The 17768-nt window shown below is 43.6% G+C and carries 17 protein-coding genes; 16 read left to right on the top strand and 1 reads right to left on the bottom strand.

Features of this window, described 5'->3' with window-relative positions; translation table 11 throughout:
* Nucleotides 1–47 precede the first annotated feature (47 nt).
* Both A1QO_RS00270 and A1QO_RS00275 read left to right on the top strand, forming a co-directional pair.
* Nucleotides 48–818, top strand: coding sequence for a YggN family protein (locus tag A1QO_RS00270; protein ID WP_017039581.1), 771 nt, complete (start codon nucleotides 48–50; stop codon nucleotides 816–818).
* A gap of 431 nt (nucleotides 819–1249) precedes the next feature.
* Nucleotides 1250–2611, top strand: coding sequence for a sodium-dependent transporter (locus A1QO_RS00275; RefSeq protein WP_017035045.1), 1362 nt, complete (start codon nucleotides 1250–1252; stop codon nucleotides 2609–2611).
* Nucleotides 2612–2720: 109 nt separating this feature from the next.
* Here A1QO_RS00275 and A1QO_RS00280 read toward each other — a convergent pair whose 3' ends face one another.
* Nucleotides 2721–4193, bottom strand: coding sequence for an aminoacyl-histidine dipeptidase (locus A1QO_RS00280; protein WP_017039580.1), 1473 nt, complete (start codon nucleotides 4191–4193; stop codon nucleotides 2721–2723).
* A gap of 1011 nt (nucleotides 4194–5204) precedes the next feature.
* Between A1QO_RS00280 and A1QO_RS00285 the strand changes: the two genes are divergently transcribed.
* From A1QO_RS00285 to pgpA, 14 genes are all read left to right on the top strand, one after another.
* The gene (locus tag A1QO_RS00285) at nucleotides 5205–6494 is read left to right on the top strand and encodes an NCS2 family permease (protein ID WP_017035047.1); all 1290 of its coding nucleotides are present in this window, start codon (nucleotides 5205–5207) and stop codon (nucleotides 6492–6494) included.
* A 35-nt stretch (nucleotides 6495–6529) separates the two neighbouring features.
* Nucleotides 6530–6994, top strand: coding sequence for an oxytetracycline resistance phosphoribosyltransferase domain-containing protein Tet(34) (tet(34), locus tag A1QO_RS00290; RefSeq protein WP_017035048.1), 465 nt, complete (start codon nucleotides 6530–6532; stop codon nucleotides 6992–6994).
* An 88-nt stretch (nucleotides 6995–7082) separates the two neighbouring features.
* The gene (gene frsA, locus A1QO_RS00295) at nucleotides 7083–8324 is read left to right on the top strand and encodes an esterase FrsA (protein WP_017035049.1); all 1242 of its coding nucleotides are present in this window, start codon (nucleotides 7083–7085) and stop codon (nucleotides 8322–8324) included.
* 97 nt (nucleotides 8325–8421) lie between these two features.
* Complete coding sequence (gene crl, locus A1QO_RS00300) at nucleotides 8422–8811, top strand: sigma factor-binding protein Crl (protein ID WP_017035050.1); 390 nt, start codon at nucleotides 8422–8424, stop codon at nucleotides 8809–8811.
* Between the two features lie 119 nt (nucleotides 8812–8930).
* A complete protein-coding gene (gene proB / locus A1QO_RS00305; RefSeq protein ID WP_026026733.1) occupies nucleotides 8931–10070 on the top strand; it encodes a glutamate 5-kinase in 1140 nt (379 codons plus the stop codon).
* 15 nt (nucleotides 10071–10085) lie between these two features.
* Nucleotides 10086–11336 carry a glutamate-5-semialdehyde dehydrogenase gene (locus tag A1QO_RS00310; protein WP_017038723.1) on the top strand — a complete coding sequence of 417 codons (1251 nt, stop codon included), beginning with the start codon at nucleotides 10086–10088 and terminating at the stop codon, nucleotides 11334–11336.
* A 183-nt stretch (nucleotides 11337–11519) separates the two neighbouring features.
* Nucleotides 11520–11969, top strand: coding sequence for a transcriptional regulator NrdR (gene nrdR, locus A1QO_RS00315; protein WP_017035053.1), 450 nt, complete (start codon nucleotides 11520–11522; stop codon nucleotides 11967–11969).
* A gap of 11 nt (nucleotides 11970–11980) precedes the next feature.
* On the top strand, nucleotides 11981–13087 hold the full coding sequence (gene ribD / locus A1QO_RS00320; protein WP_017041171.1) for a bifunctional diaminohydroxyphosphoribosylaminopyrimidine deaminase/5-amino-6-(5-phosphoribosylamino)uracil reductase RibD: 1107 nt from the start codon (nucleotides 11981–11983) through the stop codon (nucleotides 13085–13087).
* A 1-nt stretch (nucleotide 13088) separates the two neighbouring features.
* Entirely contained in the window at nucleotides 13089–13745 is a 657-nt protein-coding gene (locus A1QO_RS00325; protein WP_017035055.1) for a riboflavin synthase, read from the top strand.
* A gap of 92 nt (nucleotides 13746–13837) precedes the next feature.
* A complete protein-coding gene (gene ribBA, locus A1QO_RS00330; RefSeq protein ID WP_017041172.1) occupies nucleotides 13838–14974 on the top strand; it encodes a bifunctional 3,4-dihydroxy-2-butanone-4-phosphate synthase/GTP cyclohydrolase II in 1137 nt (378 codons plus the stop codon).
* 219 nt (nucleotides 14975–15193) lie between these two features.
* Nucleotides 15194–15664: a 6,7-dimethyl-8-ribityllumazine synthase gene (gene ribH / locus A1QO_RS00335; protein WP_017035057.1), complete on the top strand. Its 471-nt coding sequence runs from the start codon at nucleotides 15194–15196 to the stop codon at nucleotides 15662–15664.
* The gene (gene nusB, locus A1QO_RS00340; RefSeq protein WP_017035058.1) at nucleotides 15664–16134 is read left to right on the top strand and encodes a transcription antitermination factor NusB; all 471 of its coding nucleotides are present in this window, start codon (nucleotides 15664–15666) and stop codon (nucleotides 16132–16134) included. The genes ribH and nusB overlap by 1 nt, the downstream gene beginning before the upstream one ends.
* A 126-nt stretch (nucleotides 16135–16260) precedes the next feature.
* On the top strand, nucleotides 16261–17235 hold the full coding sequence (thiL, locus tag A1QO_RS00345) for a thiamine-phosphate kinase (protein ID WP_017039577.1): 975 nt from the start codon (nucleotides 16261–16263) through the stop codon (nucleotides 17233–17235).
* A complete protein-coding gene (gene pgpA, locus A1QO_RS00350; RefSeq protein ID WP_017035060.1) occupies nucleotides 17232–17732 on the top strand; it encodes a phosphatidylglycerophosphatase A in 501 nt (166 codons plus the stop codon). Before thiL ends, pgpA begins: the two co-directional genes overlap by 4 nt.
* The last annotated feature ends 36 nt before the right edge of the window (nucleotides 17733–17768 follow it).

The raw sequence follows: 17768 nt of genomic DNA on the forward strand, positions 1-17768 counted from the left end.
TATTAAGAGTTTCAACGTTTGAAGAATAGGTATAAATGGATAACAGGATGAATAATAAAATGAAAAAAGGTCTACTGTTTCTTTCCTTGTTGATGAGTCAGGCAGTGATGGGCCAAGCTGCGTGGGCTGGGCAATGTAAGGTGAGTTTGAATAATGAAATCCATTTAAACGATGCTCAGTTTGAAGTTGTGAAAGAGAATGGCGATAGTGCTGTTGTTGATGAAAACAATGATTTATTCATTCTAGGAGAGAAAGTCACTCTTAACCCTGAACAGCAGGCCGCCTTGAAAAAGTACCGTGAAGAGATCAGCGGTTACCTACCTAAAGCAAAACAAGTCGCCAGTGATAGCGTTGCGTTAGTGTATGATATTGTTGATGATATTGCCGAAAGTATGGATACCCCTGAAGCGTTCGAAGAGGTAAAAGCCTCGGTTAGTGCGTTTTTAGCCGATGTTGAAGCTCGTTACTATAAAGATGGAGATTTAGTGTTACCAGCGGATAGCTTTGACTCGATGACGCAGTCGTGGAGTGACGATTTTGAAAAGGCAAAAGAGATCTTCAATCAAGAATTTATCTCAAGCGCGTTTAATGCAATGAGCGAGAAGATGAAACAAGAGGGTGGGCTTAATCTCACCGAGCTTGCTGACAGTATTGCCGAGCTTAAAATCAAAGTAGAACAGCGATTAAAAGAGCACAATCAAGAGGTGCAAAAGCAGACGGAAGAGCTTTGTGAATCGTTGGATGATATGGCAGGGCAGGAACAACAATTGCACCTGAAGATTCCTGAACTAAAAGATTATCAAGTCTTCACTATTTAAATGAGAGACTCTATTTAGTTGAGTATTGAGTTTCATTGATTGAATGACTATGGAAAAGCGCCTATTCGAATAGGCGCTTTTTTATTTAACGAGCGGACTTATTTAAAAGACAGAGTACTTAACGAACGAATTGCTCAAAGAACGGATTGCTTAACGGACTGAGTATTTCTACACAAGGAAATAATTCATGTTTATTCGTACCAGCACTAGTTTCAGCCCCAACACTAATTTCAGCATCAGCGCTAACATCGGATTATCGGCTATTTTGGCCTTTTAATAGCGCCTCCCACTGCTGTACGTCTATTTTTACAGTTTGAATAACTGAAAGTGGACGTATTTTCGTATGATTATTGCCCTGTGGCATTGTTTTGTTATCTATTTATCAATATCGTACTAGTACACTAGTTTAATGATGCATTGGTAGAGGTTTTATGTCTGGGCAAAGTTCGTCACAACGAGAGCATTTTAGTTCTCGAATTGGATTCATTCTCGCGGCCGCAGGTGCTGCTGTTGGGCTTGGTAATATTTGGGGTTTCCCAACTCAAGTGGCGAGTAATGGTGGCGGAGCCTTCTTACTGGTTTATTTATTGATGATTTTGGTTGTCGCTTTTCCAATGCTCGTAGTAGAACTGGCGATTGGTCGAGCGGGACAAGCTAACCCTGTTGACAGTATGCGTTCACTGACGGATAACTCATTGGCCAAGAAGCTCGGCAGTAGTATTGGTTGGTTGGGATTAACCGTGCCGTGTGCGGTACTTGCTTTCTATAGTGTGGTCGGCGGTTGGCTAATCAGTTTTCTTATTGGTGCCATCACTGATCTATTGGGAATGGAAGCTGCGACGGCTTGGTTCAAAGGGTTTAGCGTTGAACGAAATCTCTTTGGCACTCTTGTTTTTTATGTGTTGACGATTTTGATTGTTCAAGGCGGTGTAAAGCAGGGCATTGAAAAGTGGTCTCGACGTTTAATGCCTGCATTGCTGGTTCTTTTTGCACTTTTGTTTGTCTACATCATGATGCAATCAGGAGCAATTGAAGGCTTGAAGCACTACTTGGTTCCTGACTTTGAAAAAGTCTTAGATCGAAAACTGATTCTAGCGGCAATGGGGCAGGGCTTCTTTTCTTTAACCATTGGTGGTTGTTCAATGCTGATTTATGGCTCGTATTTAAGTAAGAAAGAGAACTTACCTAAAATGGCCATGAATGTAACCTTGGTTGATACTGGGGTCGCCTTTATTGCCGGATTAGTGGTGATGCCAGCGATGTTTGTCGCGATGCAGAAAGGCGTGCAGATTTACGCTGAAGATGGTTCATTGCTTAACTCGGACACGCTTGTTTTTACCGTACTTCCACTGATGTTTGATAGCTTAGGTTTATTGGGCCAATTATTTGCTGTTGTCTTCTTCTTACTACTCACTATTGCCGCGCTCACTTCTTCTATCTCTATGCTGGAGTGCCCAGTTGCTTTGGTGGGAGAGCGTTTCAAAACCTCTCGCGCGCCAACGAGCTGGGTACTTGGTGGACTTATTGCTCTTGTGAGCGTGATTATTGTCTATAATTTCGCCGAACTGTTTGGGTTGGTGGCAATGGTTGCAACGCAATATCTACAACCTTTTGCCGCTTTATTGTTCTGTCTATTTGGTGGTTGGGTATGGAGTCGAAATGGAAAAATCAAAGAGATTGAGCAAGGCTGCCCTGAATTTACACAAGGTTGGTTTGGAAAACTGTGGCCCGCTTATATCAAGTTTGTTTGTCCAGTGTTAGTGGCTACCGTTATTTGGGCTTCTTTTGGCTAATGTGTTGAAGGGTTTGAGCGCATAGACGACTTAAGGTCACCGAGCCTAAACATAAAAAAGCCGAGTCATCTGATTCGGCTTTTTATTTCAGGTAAGGCAGTGGAACTGATTACGATTTTTCTGGGATAGCTTCCAATAGCGCGACCATTTGCTGCCAATAGAGAGCAACCGTATCAATTTTTACTTTCTCATCGGGAGAGTGAGGGAATTTGATCGTTGGACCAAAAGAGACCATATCCATCTCTGGGTAAGGTTCTTTAAATAACCCACATTCTAAACCGGCGTGAATAACCATAATATTGGGCTTATGGCCGTAGATACCTTCGTACATATCTCTGAAAATGACCATGATTTCTGAGTCAGCATCTGGCTTCCAGCCTGGGTATGCGCCAGAAAATGCCATGTTTGCACCTGCCAACTCCGCAACAGACGCCAGCATTCCTTCAACTTGGGTTCGGCCAGAATCAATCAAAGAGCGAACCAAACATAACACCGTGATAGTGCTCTCTTCGGTGGTGACTACGCCAACGTTGAGTGAGGTTTCAACCACTCCGTCAATGTCATCACTCATACGGATCACGCCGTTAGGGCACGCATTGAGCGCAGCAATGAAACGTTGTTGATCGGCCGTCGCGATGACTTGCTCAGTTGAAGAGTAAGCTTCGTTGATTGAAGTGATGTCCGTTTCAACGTTGCCAAGTTCGTCTTTTAGCATGGAAGTGTAGAAACTGAATAGCTCGTCTAGCTTTGTTTGGTTTTCCGCTGGGATCGCTACGATGATGCTTGCTTCACGAGGGATGGCATTACGTAGGCTACCACCTGCAAAGTTGATGAGACGTAGGTCCAGTTCTTGAGCATGCCCGGCAAGAAAACGAGCAATGAGTTTATTGGCATTGCCACGGCCAGTATGAATATCGCAGCCGGAGTGACCACCCTTTAGGCCTTTTAACGTCAATTTATGAGTAACATATCCGGTTGGGATCGCTTCGCGCTGAATATTAAACGTCATTGAACCGTCAATACCTCCAGCACACCCCATGTAGACCTCGCCTTCCTGTTCTGAATCGGTGTTGAGAAGAATGTCACCTTCTAACCAACCCGCCTCTAAACCAAATGCACCCGTCATTCCGGCTTCTTCATCGATCGTCAGTAAAACCTCTAGTGGGCCGTGTTTAAGCTCGCTTGAAGCTAGAACCGCCAGACACGATGCCATACCAATGCCATTATCGGCACCTAATGTCGTCCCTTTTGCGGTGACCCACTCGCCATCAATGTATGGCTGAATAGGATCCTTGGCGAAGTCGTGCACGGTATCTTCATTTTTTTGTGGCACCATATCAATATGAGCCTGGAGAACAACACCTTTTCTGTTTTCCATTCCTGGTGTGGCTGGTTTTTTGATAAAGACATTCCCCGTCGGATCTCTGCGAACATCAAGACCTTCTGCTTTTGCCCAGCTAATGATGTACTGAGCCAGCTCTTCTTCATGCTTAGAAGGGTGGGGAATAGAACAGATTTTATCGAAAAACTGCCAAATTGAAGCGGGTGATAAACGACTAATTTCAGAATGAAACTCAGGCATGGTTAACTCCTTTATGTTGTTTGGTTGAGATTTAAATAGGGTTTAATGCAAGGAAGTAGACTATTTGACTATCTATTGTCCTGCTTAAAATCTCGTGTACTCAGCATACCATTACCTTAGGTCAGCGAGTAGCCTAAGTGACCAACAGCCTTAATGGATTATGGAATTGGCGGGTGCTATTGGATTGTTAAGTGAAACAACACACCTACCTTTCAAGCTGTCATTCAGTTTGAATGGTATTTTTTGTAATTAAATTACGCAATATGGGTCTTTTATGGATTTTTTGTGATTTAAATCACTTTTTAGTTGTAATGTAATTTCTTGGTGGTATATTAATACTCAACTTCAGAAAGAAGAACAAATGCTCAAAGGATGAGTCCGTTAATCGCCTCCATGGAACTGAGAATCAAATGGTATTTAATTGATTTTAAGGTGATAGTTATGAAAAGTTTACCAACTACAACGTTCTGGACTAACAGCAATGTTTACACTAGCGACTTTGTATACCCAATCAGTTTTGGTTATTAATCACCAAAACTATGAGTAGCCACTAACGAGATACTCGACACGTTTTACCCCTATATATTGGAATTTTTTTACAGCTTAATGGCTGAGATGATTCAACCGCCACTCAATTTGAGTGGCGTTTTTTTATCTGAACAATAGTCACTGTCTTAGGTTTAATCGATAACGCTGGGTTTTAATATTTAGAACATTTCTTTAACCTCTATGCCATCATAATCAATCACTTCCTTTGGTTTTTTCCTCAAAATACTTTGAAAGTTTAGAACATGGTCTAAAAAATCACCATTGCTACTATTTTACTCTATTTACTTAAGTGTCTTATTTTTATGCTTATTCTGTTGACATGGGTTGTTGCTCAATGGCCATGCCGATACGTAAATATTCATTAGAGTCATAATTCTATCTGGAATTTGTTATTTGATAACTCTATAATTTACGCCAATCGATTACGCAACCGTTTACTTTTTACCCTTATAGGACCCGATCATGCTCGAAAGGCTATTTAAACTCAGTGAACACGGTACGAACGTGAAGACTGAGATCATTGCAGGTGTTACGACATTCCTAACGATGGCTTACATTATTTTTGTTAACCCAGCAATGCTCGCTGATGCAGGAATGGATCATGGCGCCGTATTTGTCGCGACATGTCTTGCCGCTGCTATTGGCTGTTTCATTATGGGCTTTGTGGCGAACTACCCAATTGCCCAAGCGCCGGGCATGGGACTGAATGCCTTCTTTACCTACGCGGTTGTTCTAGGTATGGGCTACACATGGCAAGTCGCTCTAGCGGCGGTTTTTGTTTCAGGTGTTTTATTTATTCTTTTAAGCATCTTCAAAATCCGTGAATGGATTATCAATTCCATTCCAATGTCATTACGAACCGGTATTTCTGCCGGTATCGGTCTGTTTCTAGCGTTAATTGGTTTGAAAAACGCAGGTATTGTCGTTGATAACCCAGCGACGCTAGTTTCAATGGGTGATATCACATCTCTATCAGCGGTGTTAGCTGCTATCGGCTTCTTCTTAACGATCTCATTGGTTCACCGCGGTCTTAAAGGCGCGGTAATGATAGCGATTCTAGTGGTTACGGCGCTAGGTTTAATGTTTGGTGATGTTCAATGGGGAGGCATTATGTCTGCACCACCGAGCATTGCTCCGACCTTTATGCAGCTTGATTTCTCAGCGGTATTTGAAGTGGGTATGATTTCAGTCGTATTCGCGTTCCTATTTGTTGATCTGTTTGATACGGCAGGTACCTTGGTGGGTGTGGCTCAAAAGGCAGACTTAATCGATAAAGATGGTAAAATCCCTCGTTTGAATCGTGCACTTCTAGCGGATTCAACCGCAACCTCTGTCGGTGCTTTACTTGGTACCTCAAACACCACTTCTTACATTGAAAGTGTGGCTGGCGTTTCAGCTGGTGGCCGTACAGGATTAACTGCGGTTGTAGTTGGCATTTTATTCATTCTTGCATTATTCTTCTCGCCACTTGCTGGTATGATCCCGGCGTATGCAACAACAGGTGCGTTATTTTATGTTGCGATATTAATGCTTTCAGGTTTAGTGAGCATTGATTGGCGTGATCTGACTGAAGCAGCACCCGTGGTTGTGACTTGCTTGTTGATGCCACTCACTTTCTCTATTGCAGAAGGTATCGCGCTAGGTTTTATTAGCTATGCAGCGATTAAAGCATTGAGTGGTAAGGGCCGCGACGTTTCTCTAAGTGTTTGGGTAATGTCGGCCATCTTTATCATTAAGTACATCGTAGAATAACAACATTCATATATTAAAATTATTAGGTTTATACAATGAGCAATAAATTCGTTATCACTTGGGACAACATGCAAACTTACTGCCGTCAACTAGCTGAAAAGCAAATGCCAGCAGAACAATGGAAAGGTATCCTAGGTGTTAGCCGCGGTGGGCTTGTTCCTGCTGCTATCTTAGCTCGTGAACTTGGTATTCGTTATGTAGATACTATTTGTATCTCTAGCTACGATCATGACCATCAACATGATATGACAGTGGTAAAAGCACCAGAAGGTGATGGTGAAGGTTTTCTTATTGTAGAAGACTTAGTAGATAGCGGTGATACGGCACGTAAGTTACGTGAAATGTATCCAAAAGCGAAGCTTATTGCGGTATGCGCTAAGCCTTCAGGTTCAGACCTACTTGATGACTACATTGTTGATATTCCACAAGATACGTGGATTGAACAGCCATGGGATACCGCGATTCAATATGCTGAGCCTATTAATCGCAAGCAAAAATAATTGCTTATTAGCGGAAATCATGAAAAATGACCCTGTTGTGGGTCATTTTTTTTTGCCCTTTTTGTAAAGCTGCGTACTAGGGAATTCTATGTCAGACAAAAGTGATAAGAACTTATCTGAAACTCTTTTTGTTAAACACAAACAAGCAAAAGAAACGTCAGCGTTGACTCAATATATGCCAAGCAGTCAGCCTTTCCTTGAGGAAAAGATTAATACTGGCGCATGGTATCGGAATCTACGCCGAATGCAGTGGGCGTGGCAGGGGATTGACCCGATTGAACAAGAGGCGGTATTCGCACGCATCGCTTCATCGACGCACTCTCGTACCCATGATCAATGGTTGGATACTGTGATTGGTTTTCGCAGTGGCAACTGGGCGTATGAGTGGGGGAAGCTTGGTGCCGAGCACCAAAAAAAGGGCAGAGAGATCGACGGTGAAAAAGGGGCTGATGAGCTATTCACTGCATCGTTATGCTATAGCATTGCAGGTTATCCACACCTAAAAAATGACAACTTATCACTTCAAGCCCAAGTACAGGCAAATGCAGCTTACAGTGAAGCGGCGGAAAAAAGTAAATTTGTCGTCAAGCGTATAGAAGTGCCTTACGGAAAAAGAAAAATAATCGCCAATTTACACGCAACCAATACTCTACAGCCACAACCGGTGATTATCGTCAGTGCCGGGCTCGACTCATTACAAAGTGATATGTGGCGTTTGTTTAAAGATCATCTCGCCCCGAAAAATATTGCCATGTTGACGGTTGATATGCCTTCCGTTGGCCATAGCAGTCATTGGCCTCTCACTGAAGATACGTCTTGCCTTCATCAGGCAGTACTTGACGAGCTTCCAAATATCCCCTGGGTAGATCACTACAAAGTGGGCCTAATGGGGTTCCGTTTTGGCGGGAATGCTATGGTACGTTTGTCTTTCTTAGAACAGAGTAAAATCAAGGCATGTGTCTCGATGGGGGCTCCTATTCACGATCTTTTAGCTTCTCCGAAGAAATTGAAAAAAATGTCTAAAATGTATTTGGATTTGCTGGCTTCGCGTATTGGAAAGCAAGTGGTGGACATTGAAAGCTTATCGGGATTGCTAATGGCGTGGTCATTGAAGGTGCAAGGTGTTGTCTCTAACCGAAAAACTAAGGTGCCTATTTTAGCGATGAGCCTAGACGGCGATCCCATTTCCCCTCATAGCGATAATCAGTTGGTAGCACTATATAGCCAATATGGAAAGGCGACGAAAATAAATAACAAAACAATTTCAGAAGGATATGAGCAATCCCTCGCTTTAGCAATAAAATGGATGGAAGACGAATTATATAGATGACATTTCTCCGCTATTGGTTAAGCATGATATAGATGGTTGATAAATAACCACATAATTATAAAAATTATCATCGCTAATCACTAATGGAGTAATTTATATGGCAGAAGCTACAAAGTTGCCGACTCACTATCGCATATTAAGTACTTTAAAAGCTGTTGGGCCTTATCTAAGAGAGAATCAATGCAGTGAAGGCAATTATCTATTCGATTGCCTATCTGTTTGTGTTAACGATAAAAAGTCCCCCGAAGAACGTGAATTCTGGGGGTGGTGGCTCGAGTTAGAGCAGTTTGAGCAAACCTTTAAAGCCAAATACTTTACGGGGCGGTATAACTTAGCCGGTAATTGGGACGTGGTAGCAATACCGAAAAAGGCTATTGCAGAGGTGAATCGCACCCAAGATGACTTCCATGCCAAGCTCATCAAAACACTTGAAGACAAGTTTGATATGACGGTCGAGTTGCACAAAGAGTCTGTTGAATTCGTCTAAAATTAGCAAAAACTGATCGACTTTAAATAAAAAGGTGCTTCGAGCACCTTTTCTACTTGTTAAATCCAGCATTGATTGTTAAAACATCAAGTCTTATCGTATTTCTTATCAAAAATATCATGACAACAAAGCAGCAAAGCGGAAGCACAATCCAGTCTAAAACAGTGGTTGTGAAATTAGGTACTAGTGTACTCACAGGTGGTACCCAGGCTCTTGACCGAGCTCATATGGTGGAACTTGTGCGTCAATGTGCAGAGTTAAAGAAACTCGGCCACTCTATCGTCATCGTCTCTTCTGGCGCTATCGCAGCAGGACGTGAGCACCTAGGCTACCCCGCACTCCCCAACGCAATGTCCAGTAAGCAACTTCTTGCCGCTGTCGGACAAAGCCAATTGATTCAAGTTTGGGAGTCTTTGTTTGCTATTTATGGCATGAAAATCGGCCAAATGTTGTTAACTCGTGCCGATTTAGATGATCGAGAGCGATTTTTAAATGCTCGCGATACCATCAACGCATTGGTCGATAACGACATCATTCCTGTTGTGAATGAGAACGATGCAGTCGCAACCAGTGAAATAAAAGTTGGCGATAACGATAACCTATCGGCTTTGGTCGGGATATTGTGCGGTGCTGATAAATTACTGTTACTGACGGATCAAAAAGGTCTGTTTACTGCGGATCCACGTAAAGATCCAAATGCAGAATTGATCAAAGAAGTGCGTACGATTGACGACACTTTACGCAAAATCGCCGGTGACAGCGGAACCACTCTAGGGACCGGTGGAATGGCCACAAAACTCCAGGCCGCTGATATTGCCAGACGTGCAGGAATTGAAGTGATCATCGCTGCGGGAAGTGCAGAGAACGTTATCTTTGATGCTTTAAGTGATGCGCCTCAAGGAACGAGGTTTCTTCCATTGGCTGAAGCGCTAGAAAACCGAAAGCGTTGGATTTTGGCTGGCCCTTCTGCATCGGGTGACATTGTCATTGATGATGGAGCGATGCGAGCGGTGTTAACGAAAGGAAGCAGTTTGCTTGCCAAAGGGGTGATTAAAGTCCGTGGTGAGTTTGCCCGAGGAGAGGTATCTCGCCTTGTTGATACCAATGGTGCTTTGATTGCCCGCGGAATTACCAGTTATTCCAGCGACGACTTGGCAAAAATTGCAGGAAAACACAGCAAAGACATTATTACTATTCTTGGCCATGACTATGGTTCTGAAGTTATCCACCGTGATGATCTGGTTATAATTCAAGAATAAAAAGAGGATTTTAAAGTGGACTTACTTAATATGGGGCAGGCGGCAAAAAATGCGGCCTTTGAATTAGCAACAGCTTCAACCAAACAAAAAAATCATGCGCTAGCGATTATTGCTGATGAGCTAGAAGCGAACAGCGATACCATTCTAGCGGCCAATGAAAAGGATATTCAACTTGGGCGTGAAGCGGGTTTAACCGATGCGTTGTTGGATCGCTTGCTGCTTAATAAAGAACGTTTAACCGGCATTGCTAATGATGTACGTAATGTGATCAGTTTGAATGATCCCGTTGGTAGCGAGATCGACAGTAAAATGCTGGAAAATGGCATGTCATTGTCACGTCGTCGTGTCCCTTTGGGTGTGGTCGGGGTGATCTATGAAGCGCGCCCTAATGTAACGATAGATATCGCTGCACTGTGTTTGAAAACGGGTAATGCCAGTATTCTTCGTGGCGGCAAAGAGACCTTCTTTTCTAATATGGAACTGGTCAAAGTGATTCAATCTGCTTTAGAGAAAGCAAAGCTTCCTGCTGCCTCGGTGCAATACATTGAAAAACCGGATCGTGAGCTTGTGTCACAACTGCTTAAACTTGATGAATATGTTGATATGATCATTCCGAGAGGTGGTGCTGGCTTACATAAAATGTGTAAAGAGAACAGTACGATTCCGGTCATCATCGGCGGTTTTGGTATTAGCCATATCTTTGTCGACGAGAGTGCAGATTTGGAACGTTCTCTGGATGTTGTGGAAAACTCAAAAGTTCAGCGCCCATCAGCTTGTAACTCACTCGATACATTACTTGTCCACCAAAAGGTAGCGGCTGAGTTTTTATCAAAAATCGCACAGCGCATGAGCGCTAAAGTCAGCTTTGTGGCGGAGCCTAAGGCAAAATCATTGCTGGGCGATGCTGACAATGTCCGCGACGCAGAGCAAGGTGATTTTGATACAGAATGGCTTGCTTACACGCTTGGGGTTAAAGTGGTCGTCGATGTTAAAGAAGCCATCGACCATATGCGAATCCATAACGCCAGTCATTCTGATGCGATCATGACCAACAGCTTACAGAATTCAGAAATATTCATAAACTCAGTGGGTTCAGCGGCCGTCTACGTGAATGCGTCGACCCGTTTTACTGATGGTGCGCAATTTGGTTTAGGGGCTGAAGTGGCGGTTTCCACGCAAAAACTTCATGCTCGTGGCCCGATGGGACTTGAAGAGTTAACAAGCTATAAGTGGGTAGGAAAAGCCGATTATTTGACTCGACCGTAATATCACTAGAAAAAATGATGACAGGCTCATAATCGAGGCTACTTTTTGCGAGAGTTCGAGGTTCAGACTTTCATAGCTTGAAGTGTCTCAGGATTCTATGATTTTAAAGGGGCGTGTTGCCCCTTTTGCTTTTCTTAGTAAGAGTAATTCCGTTACACTGGCATTCAATCACTTGGAGGTAATATGCATTGTCCATTCTGTTCTGAGAACGACACAAAAGTTATTGATTCTAGACTCGTTGCTGATGGTCATCAGGTTCGTCGCCGTCGACAATGCCTAGCGTGTAGTGAGCGATTCACCACATTTGAAACGGCTGAGCTGGTGATGCCTAAAGTGATCAAAACAAACGGCAATCGTGAACCATTCAATGAAGACAAAATGGTTGGTGGTGTTCAGCGAGCTTTAGAAAAACGCCCTGTCAGTGCCGATTCGATTGAGCTTGCTATCAGCATGATAAAATCTCAGCTTCGAGCCACAGGTGAACGTGAAGTGCCGAGTGACATGATTGGGAACCTGGTTATGGATCAACTCAAAGAACTCGATAAAGTCGCCTATATTCGTTTTGCTTCCGTATATCGTAGTTTTGAAGATATTCGTGAGTTTGGCGAAGAAATAGCAAAACTAGAAGATTAAGCCCACAAACCATGCCCCAGTTTTCAACATTCGATTATAAAATGATGTCCCATGCTATTACGTTAGCAAAAAAAGGGATGTACACCACGGCACCTAATCCTAATGTTGGGTGTGTTATTGTGTCTGAAGGCCAAATGGTCGGTGAAGGCTTCCATAAGCGAGCTGGTGAGCCTCACGCTGAAGTGCATGCTCTTCGTATGGCTGGTAGCCAATCTGTCGGAGCAACGGCTTACGTTACGTTAGAGCCTTGTTCTCACTATGGCCGAACGCCACCATGTGCAGAAGGTCTCATTAATGCGGGTGTCAGTCGTGTGGTATGTGCCATGCAAGACCCGAACCCGCAAGTGGCTGGCCGAGGCATCGAAATGCTTCGACAGGCTGGCATATTGGTCGACGTGGGTTTACTTGAATCGGAGGCTGAAGCATTAAACCCAGCTTTTATCAAACGCATGAAAACGGGTCGCCCATTCGTTCAGCTTAAAATGGCCGCGAGCTTAGATGGACAAACGGCACTCAGTAATGGGGTTAGCCAATGGATTACGTCTCCTCAGTCTCGTCAAAACGTTCAAGCGTATCGAGCAAAGTCATGCGCAATATTATCAACCAGTAAGACAGTCATCGAAGACAATGCCTCATTAAATGTGCGCTGGGATGACTTGCCGGCCAGTATTCAATCTCATTACCCTGCTAATGAGGTTCGTCAACCCGCTCGGGTGATTCTAGATCGTCAACGACAACTTTCGGCGTCACTGAATTTATATCAGTCGTCAGGGGCGGTTATTACCGTGTCTGAAACTGGAGATATCGTTGCCAGCTTAAATCAAAGCGGACAGATTGATTTAGACAAAGCATTTCAAGACTTAGTAGAATCACACAATATCAACAACATCTGGGTTGAAGCGGGGGCGACATTGGCGAAATCATTGATTAACGCTGACCTTGTTGATGAACTTATATTGTATTTGGCGCCCAAAATTATGGGCAGTGATGGCCGTGGCCTCTTTGGTGCCCTTGGGTTTGAATCGATGAGCGACACTCATGAGTTATCCATCCAAGACCTGCGTCAAGTGGGGCCAGATATTCGAATCGTAGCAACACTAAAACAAAAAGATAAATAACATGTTTACAGGAATAGTAGAAACAGTCGGCCATATCGCGTCTATCGTACCGAAAGGTGAAGATATTAGCGTTACGGTCAATGTTGGTAAACTTGATATGTCCGACGTGAAGTTGGGTGATAGTATCGCAACCAATGGGGTATGTTTGACCGTTGTCGACTTCAATTCGTCGAGTTATACCGCAGACCTTTCTTTAGAAACATTGAATAAAACAGGTTTTACCGATTATAAAGCGGGCGATAAGGTTAACTTAGAAAAAGCGATGTTACCGACCACTCGATTTGGTGGACATATCGTCTCGGGTCATGTTGATGGGGTCGGTGAAATTATCGAGCGTCATCAAGCGGGCCGAGCTATTGAGTTTTGGGTTGCAATGCCGGCCGAACTATCAAAGTATGTTGCAGAAAAAGGCTCAATTACCGTCGATGGTATTAGCTTAACCGTGAATGACTTACGTAAAAATGCCTTTAAACTTACCATCGTGCCTCACACGGGTGAAGAAACCACGATTAACGATTTCCAAGTGGGTCGCAAGATCAACCTTGAAGTGGATCTGCTTGCGCGTTACATGGAAAGGTTACTTCAAGGTCAGCAAGAGCAATCCGAGCCCAAATCTCGTTTGAGCATGGAGTTTTTACAACAAAACGGCTTTGCATAAGAGCCCGTCTCTATTGGTAATTGAGTGTTCATGTTTGCTGTCATTGAAGAAGCAAGCAAGAGAACTTAGACATTGGAATATAGGAATTAAGCATGTCAATTAGCACGCCAGAAGAAATTATTGAAGATATTCGCCTTGGTAAAATGGTTATTCTTATGGATGACGAAGACCGAGAAAATGAAGGCGATTTGATCATGGCCGCAGAGCACATAACGCCAGAAGCGATTAACTTTATGGCGACTCATGGGCGTGGATTAATCTGTTTAACAATGACAAAAGAACGCTGTGAACGATTGGGTTTACCTCCGATGGTGCAAGATAACAACGCCCAGTTCACGACTAATTTTACGGTATCGATTGAAGCTGCTGAGGGAGTGACTACCGGAATTTCAGCATCTGATAGAGCTGTTACGGTTCAAGCGGCGGTTGCAAAAGACGCAAAAGCCGCAGATCTTGTTCAACCTGGGCATATCTTCCCGTTGACCGCTCAAGACGGCGGAGTATTGACGCGAGCAGGCCACACTGAAGCGGGTTGCGATTTAGGTCGATTAGCCGGTTTAGAGCCAGCTTCTGTTATTGTTGAGATTCTAAATGATGACGGCACTATGGCGCGTCGCCCAGATTTAGAAGTCTTTTCTAAAAAGCATGATGTAAAATTAGGCACCATCGCGGATCTGATTGAGTATCGAAACAATACAGAGACAACGATAGAGCGCGTTGGTCAATGTAAATTGCCGACAGAATTTGGCGATTTTGAGTTGGTCACGTTCAGAGATACCATCGATAACCAAATCCATCATGCCATGATTAAAGAAAAAGTGGTTAAAGGCAGCCTTGCTCAAGAGGAAGCCGATCAAGCACCGTTAGTCCGTGTGCATCTGCACGATACTTTTACCGACTTATTACACTCCGATCGCGGAACCGAGCGCAGTTGGACATTAGAATCAGCCATGAAGCGCATTGGCTCAGAAGGCGGAGTATTGGTGATTTTAGGCAATGAAGAGACGCCTGAATCGCTCATCCACAAAGTGAAAGTCTTCGAAGCTCAAGATAAAGGTGAAGCGCCGACGATGGCTAAAAAGCAAGGAACGTCACGCCGCGTCGGTGTTGGTTCTCAAATTTTAGCGGATCTTGGTGTGACCGATATGCGTTTATTGTCTTCTAGCTCAAAACGTTACCATGCACTTGGTGGTTTTGGTCTAAATGTGATTGAATACGTGTGTGAATAAATAGGGTAGGGCTTGAGTAAGCTTATGCCTTAATTCACGTTATAAAAGGAAGCGCTTGCTTCCTTTTTTATCGATAACAGTGATTTTCTATCACTATCAGAAATTTAAATTAGACAAGCCAGCGATTCGCATTAACTTCAATATCTATTAGATATTGCTCACAGTTTTATGCTAGAATCCGGCGATTCTCACTTGATGAACATAGTTAAAGGAAGGCTTATGAAAGTGATCGAGGGTGGCTTCCCAGCGCCAAATGCAAAAATTGCTATCGTTATTGCTCGTTTCAATAGTTTTATTAACGAAAGCCTGCTTTCTGGTGCAATCGATACTTTAAAACGTCATGGTCAGGTTAGCGACGAGAACATTACTGTTGTCCGTTGTCCAGGTGCCGTTGAGCTTCCATTAGTTGCTCAGCGTGTAGCTAAGACTGGTCAGTTCGATGCGATTGTATCTTTAGGTACGGTAATTCGTGGCGGTACGCCTCATTTCGACTATGTTTGTAGTGAATGTAATAAAGGTTTGGCACAAGTGTCTATGGAATTTAGTCTTCCAGTTGCATTTGGTGTCCTTACTGTTGATACCATCGATCAAGCTATTGAACGCGCAGGAACCAAGGCTGGTAACAAAGGTGCAGAAGCTGCACTAAGCGCACTTGAGATGATCAACGTTCTTTCTGAAATCGATTCCTAATGGGGGCCAGTGTGAAACCAGCCGCACGTCGTAATGCACGTCAATTTGCTCTACAAGCAATTTACTCATGGCAAATTAGCAAAGAAAATGTTGCCGTAGTTGAAGAACAGTTTATATCTGGTGGAAAGTATGATGAAGAAGAGCATCATGCTGCTGAGCCTGCTCTAATCGCACCAGAAACCGATGTGGCATACTTCCGCGACCTACTGACTGGTGTTGCACTTAGTCATATGGAATTGGACAGCAAACTTCGTCCATTCGTATCTCGTCCTATGCAGGATTTGGATCTTATGGAACTGGCTTTGCTTCGTCTTGCTATGTACGAGATGACTCGTCGTGAAGATGTACCTTACAAAGTGGTAATTAATGAAGCGATTGAACTTGCAAAAGTATTCGCAGCTGAAGATAGCCACAAGTTCGTGAATGGTGTCCTTGATAAGGCTGCACCACACGTTCGTAAGAAGAAATAAAAAATAATAATCAAAATAGGTCAGCTTATGCTGGCCTTTTTTATGACTAATACTGGGCGATTAAAGGGATTATTTACCTTAAGTTGCGTCCTTCTCTTGTTTGTCTTAAGGGTATGAGCATTCATTATGTCTGGTGAGTTTAATCTAATTGATAAGTATTTTGTTGGTCGTCAATCGCAGCGTAAAGATGTCTTACTTGCCGCGGGTGATGACTGCGCACTAGTGAAAAGCCCCAGTAATGTCGCCATCGCGATTAGCACTGATACGCTTGTCGCGGGGACTCACTTTTTAGCGGATGCTAACCCTAGCTGGGTAGCTCATAAAGCGCTGGCCTCAAATATCAGTGATTTATCTGCAATGGGAGCGACGCCAGCATGGGTCTCTTTCGCATTAACGATGCCAGAACCTAATGAAGAATGGCTGGCTCCGTTTTGTGATTCGTTTTTTCGTTTAGCAGACTACTTCAGCCTGCAATTGATCGGTGGTGACACAACCAAAGGCCCACTTAGTCTCACTTTAACTGTGCAGGGTTTTGTACCAGAAGAAAAAGCGCTACGCCGCAGTGGAGCAAAAGTAGGGGACTGGATATATGTCACTGGTGATCTGGGCGACAGCAAAGCAGGATTGGATGTCATCTTAGACAACGTGAATGCGCATAAACAGTACGCAAAGGTTTTGGAAGAGCGCCACTATCTCTCTTCACCTAGGGTGCTCGTAGGGCAAGCTCTGCTTAATTTGGCTTCTTCTGCGATTGATATTTCCGATGGGCTTATTTCCGATCTCGGTCATATTATGACTCGTTCAGGGGTCGGTGCGTCCATTGATGTCGATGCGCTGCCACTATCTAAAGAGTTGATGGGTTTTACCCAAGAGCAATCCATTGCACAGCAATATGCATTAACCAGTGGGGAAGAGTATGAGTTGTGCTTTACTGTGCCAGAATACAATAAAGGGTCCATCGAAAGCGCCCTCAGTCATACGGGCACAAAAATCACTTGTATCGGTCAAATTCGTCCTATTGGCACGTTTGAGTTAAAAAAGGGTGATAAAGTACTGGACTGGCAACTGAATGGATACGATCATTTTAAGGGAAAACAATGACAAACCCTCTTTCTAGAATTTCTTTGCAAAACCCTTGGCACCTTTTAGCGACGGGATTTGGGAGTGGACTTTCTCCCATTATTCCAGGAACAATGGGGACGTTAGCGTCGATTCCATTTTATCTGTTATTGGTTCAGCTTCCCCTGTGGTTATTTATTGTCGTTATTCTTGCGTCAGCGATTATTGGTGTGAAAATCTGTCAAATCACGTCTGATGATATGAAAGTCCACGATCATGGCTCTATCGTTTGGGATGAATTTGTCGGATTCTGGATAACGATGCTGATTGTACCCATGTTAGGTATCTCCATTTTTGATTGGAAATGGATAGCGGCTGGTTTTGTACTCTTCCGTTTCTTCGATATGGTCAAACCCTGGCCTATTGGTTGGCTTGATAAAAGGGTACATGGCGGTTTAGGGATTATGATTGATGACGTCGTTGCGGGCATTATGGCAGCCATATCGCTCTACTTTGTTGGTGGGTATGCTGGCTGGTAGTGCATACAGAGCATTATTTTTCTCTCAAATAAAAAG

This window comes from Vibrio genomosp. F10 str. ZF-129 (genome assembly GCF_000287055.2).
GTDB lineage: Bacteria > Pseudomonadota > Gammaproteobacteria > Enterobacterales > Vibrionaceae > Vibrio.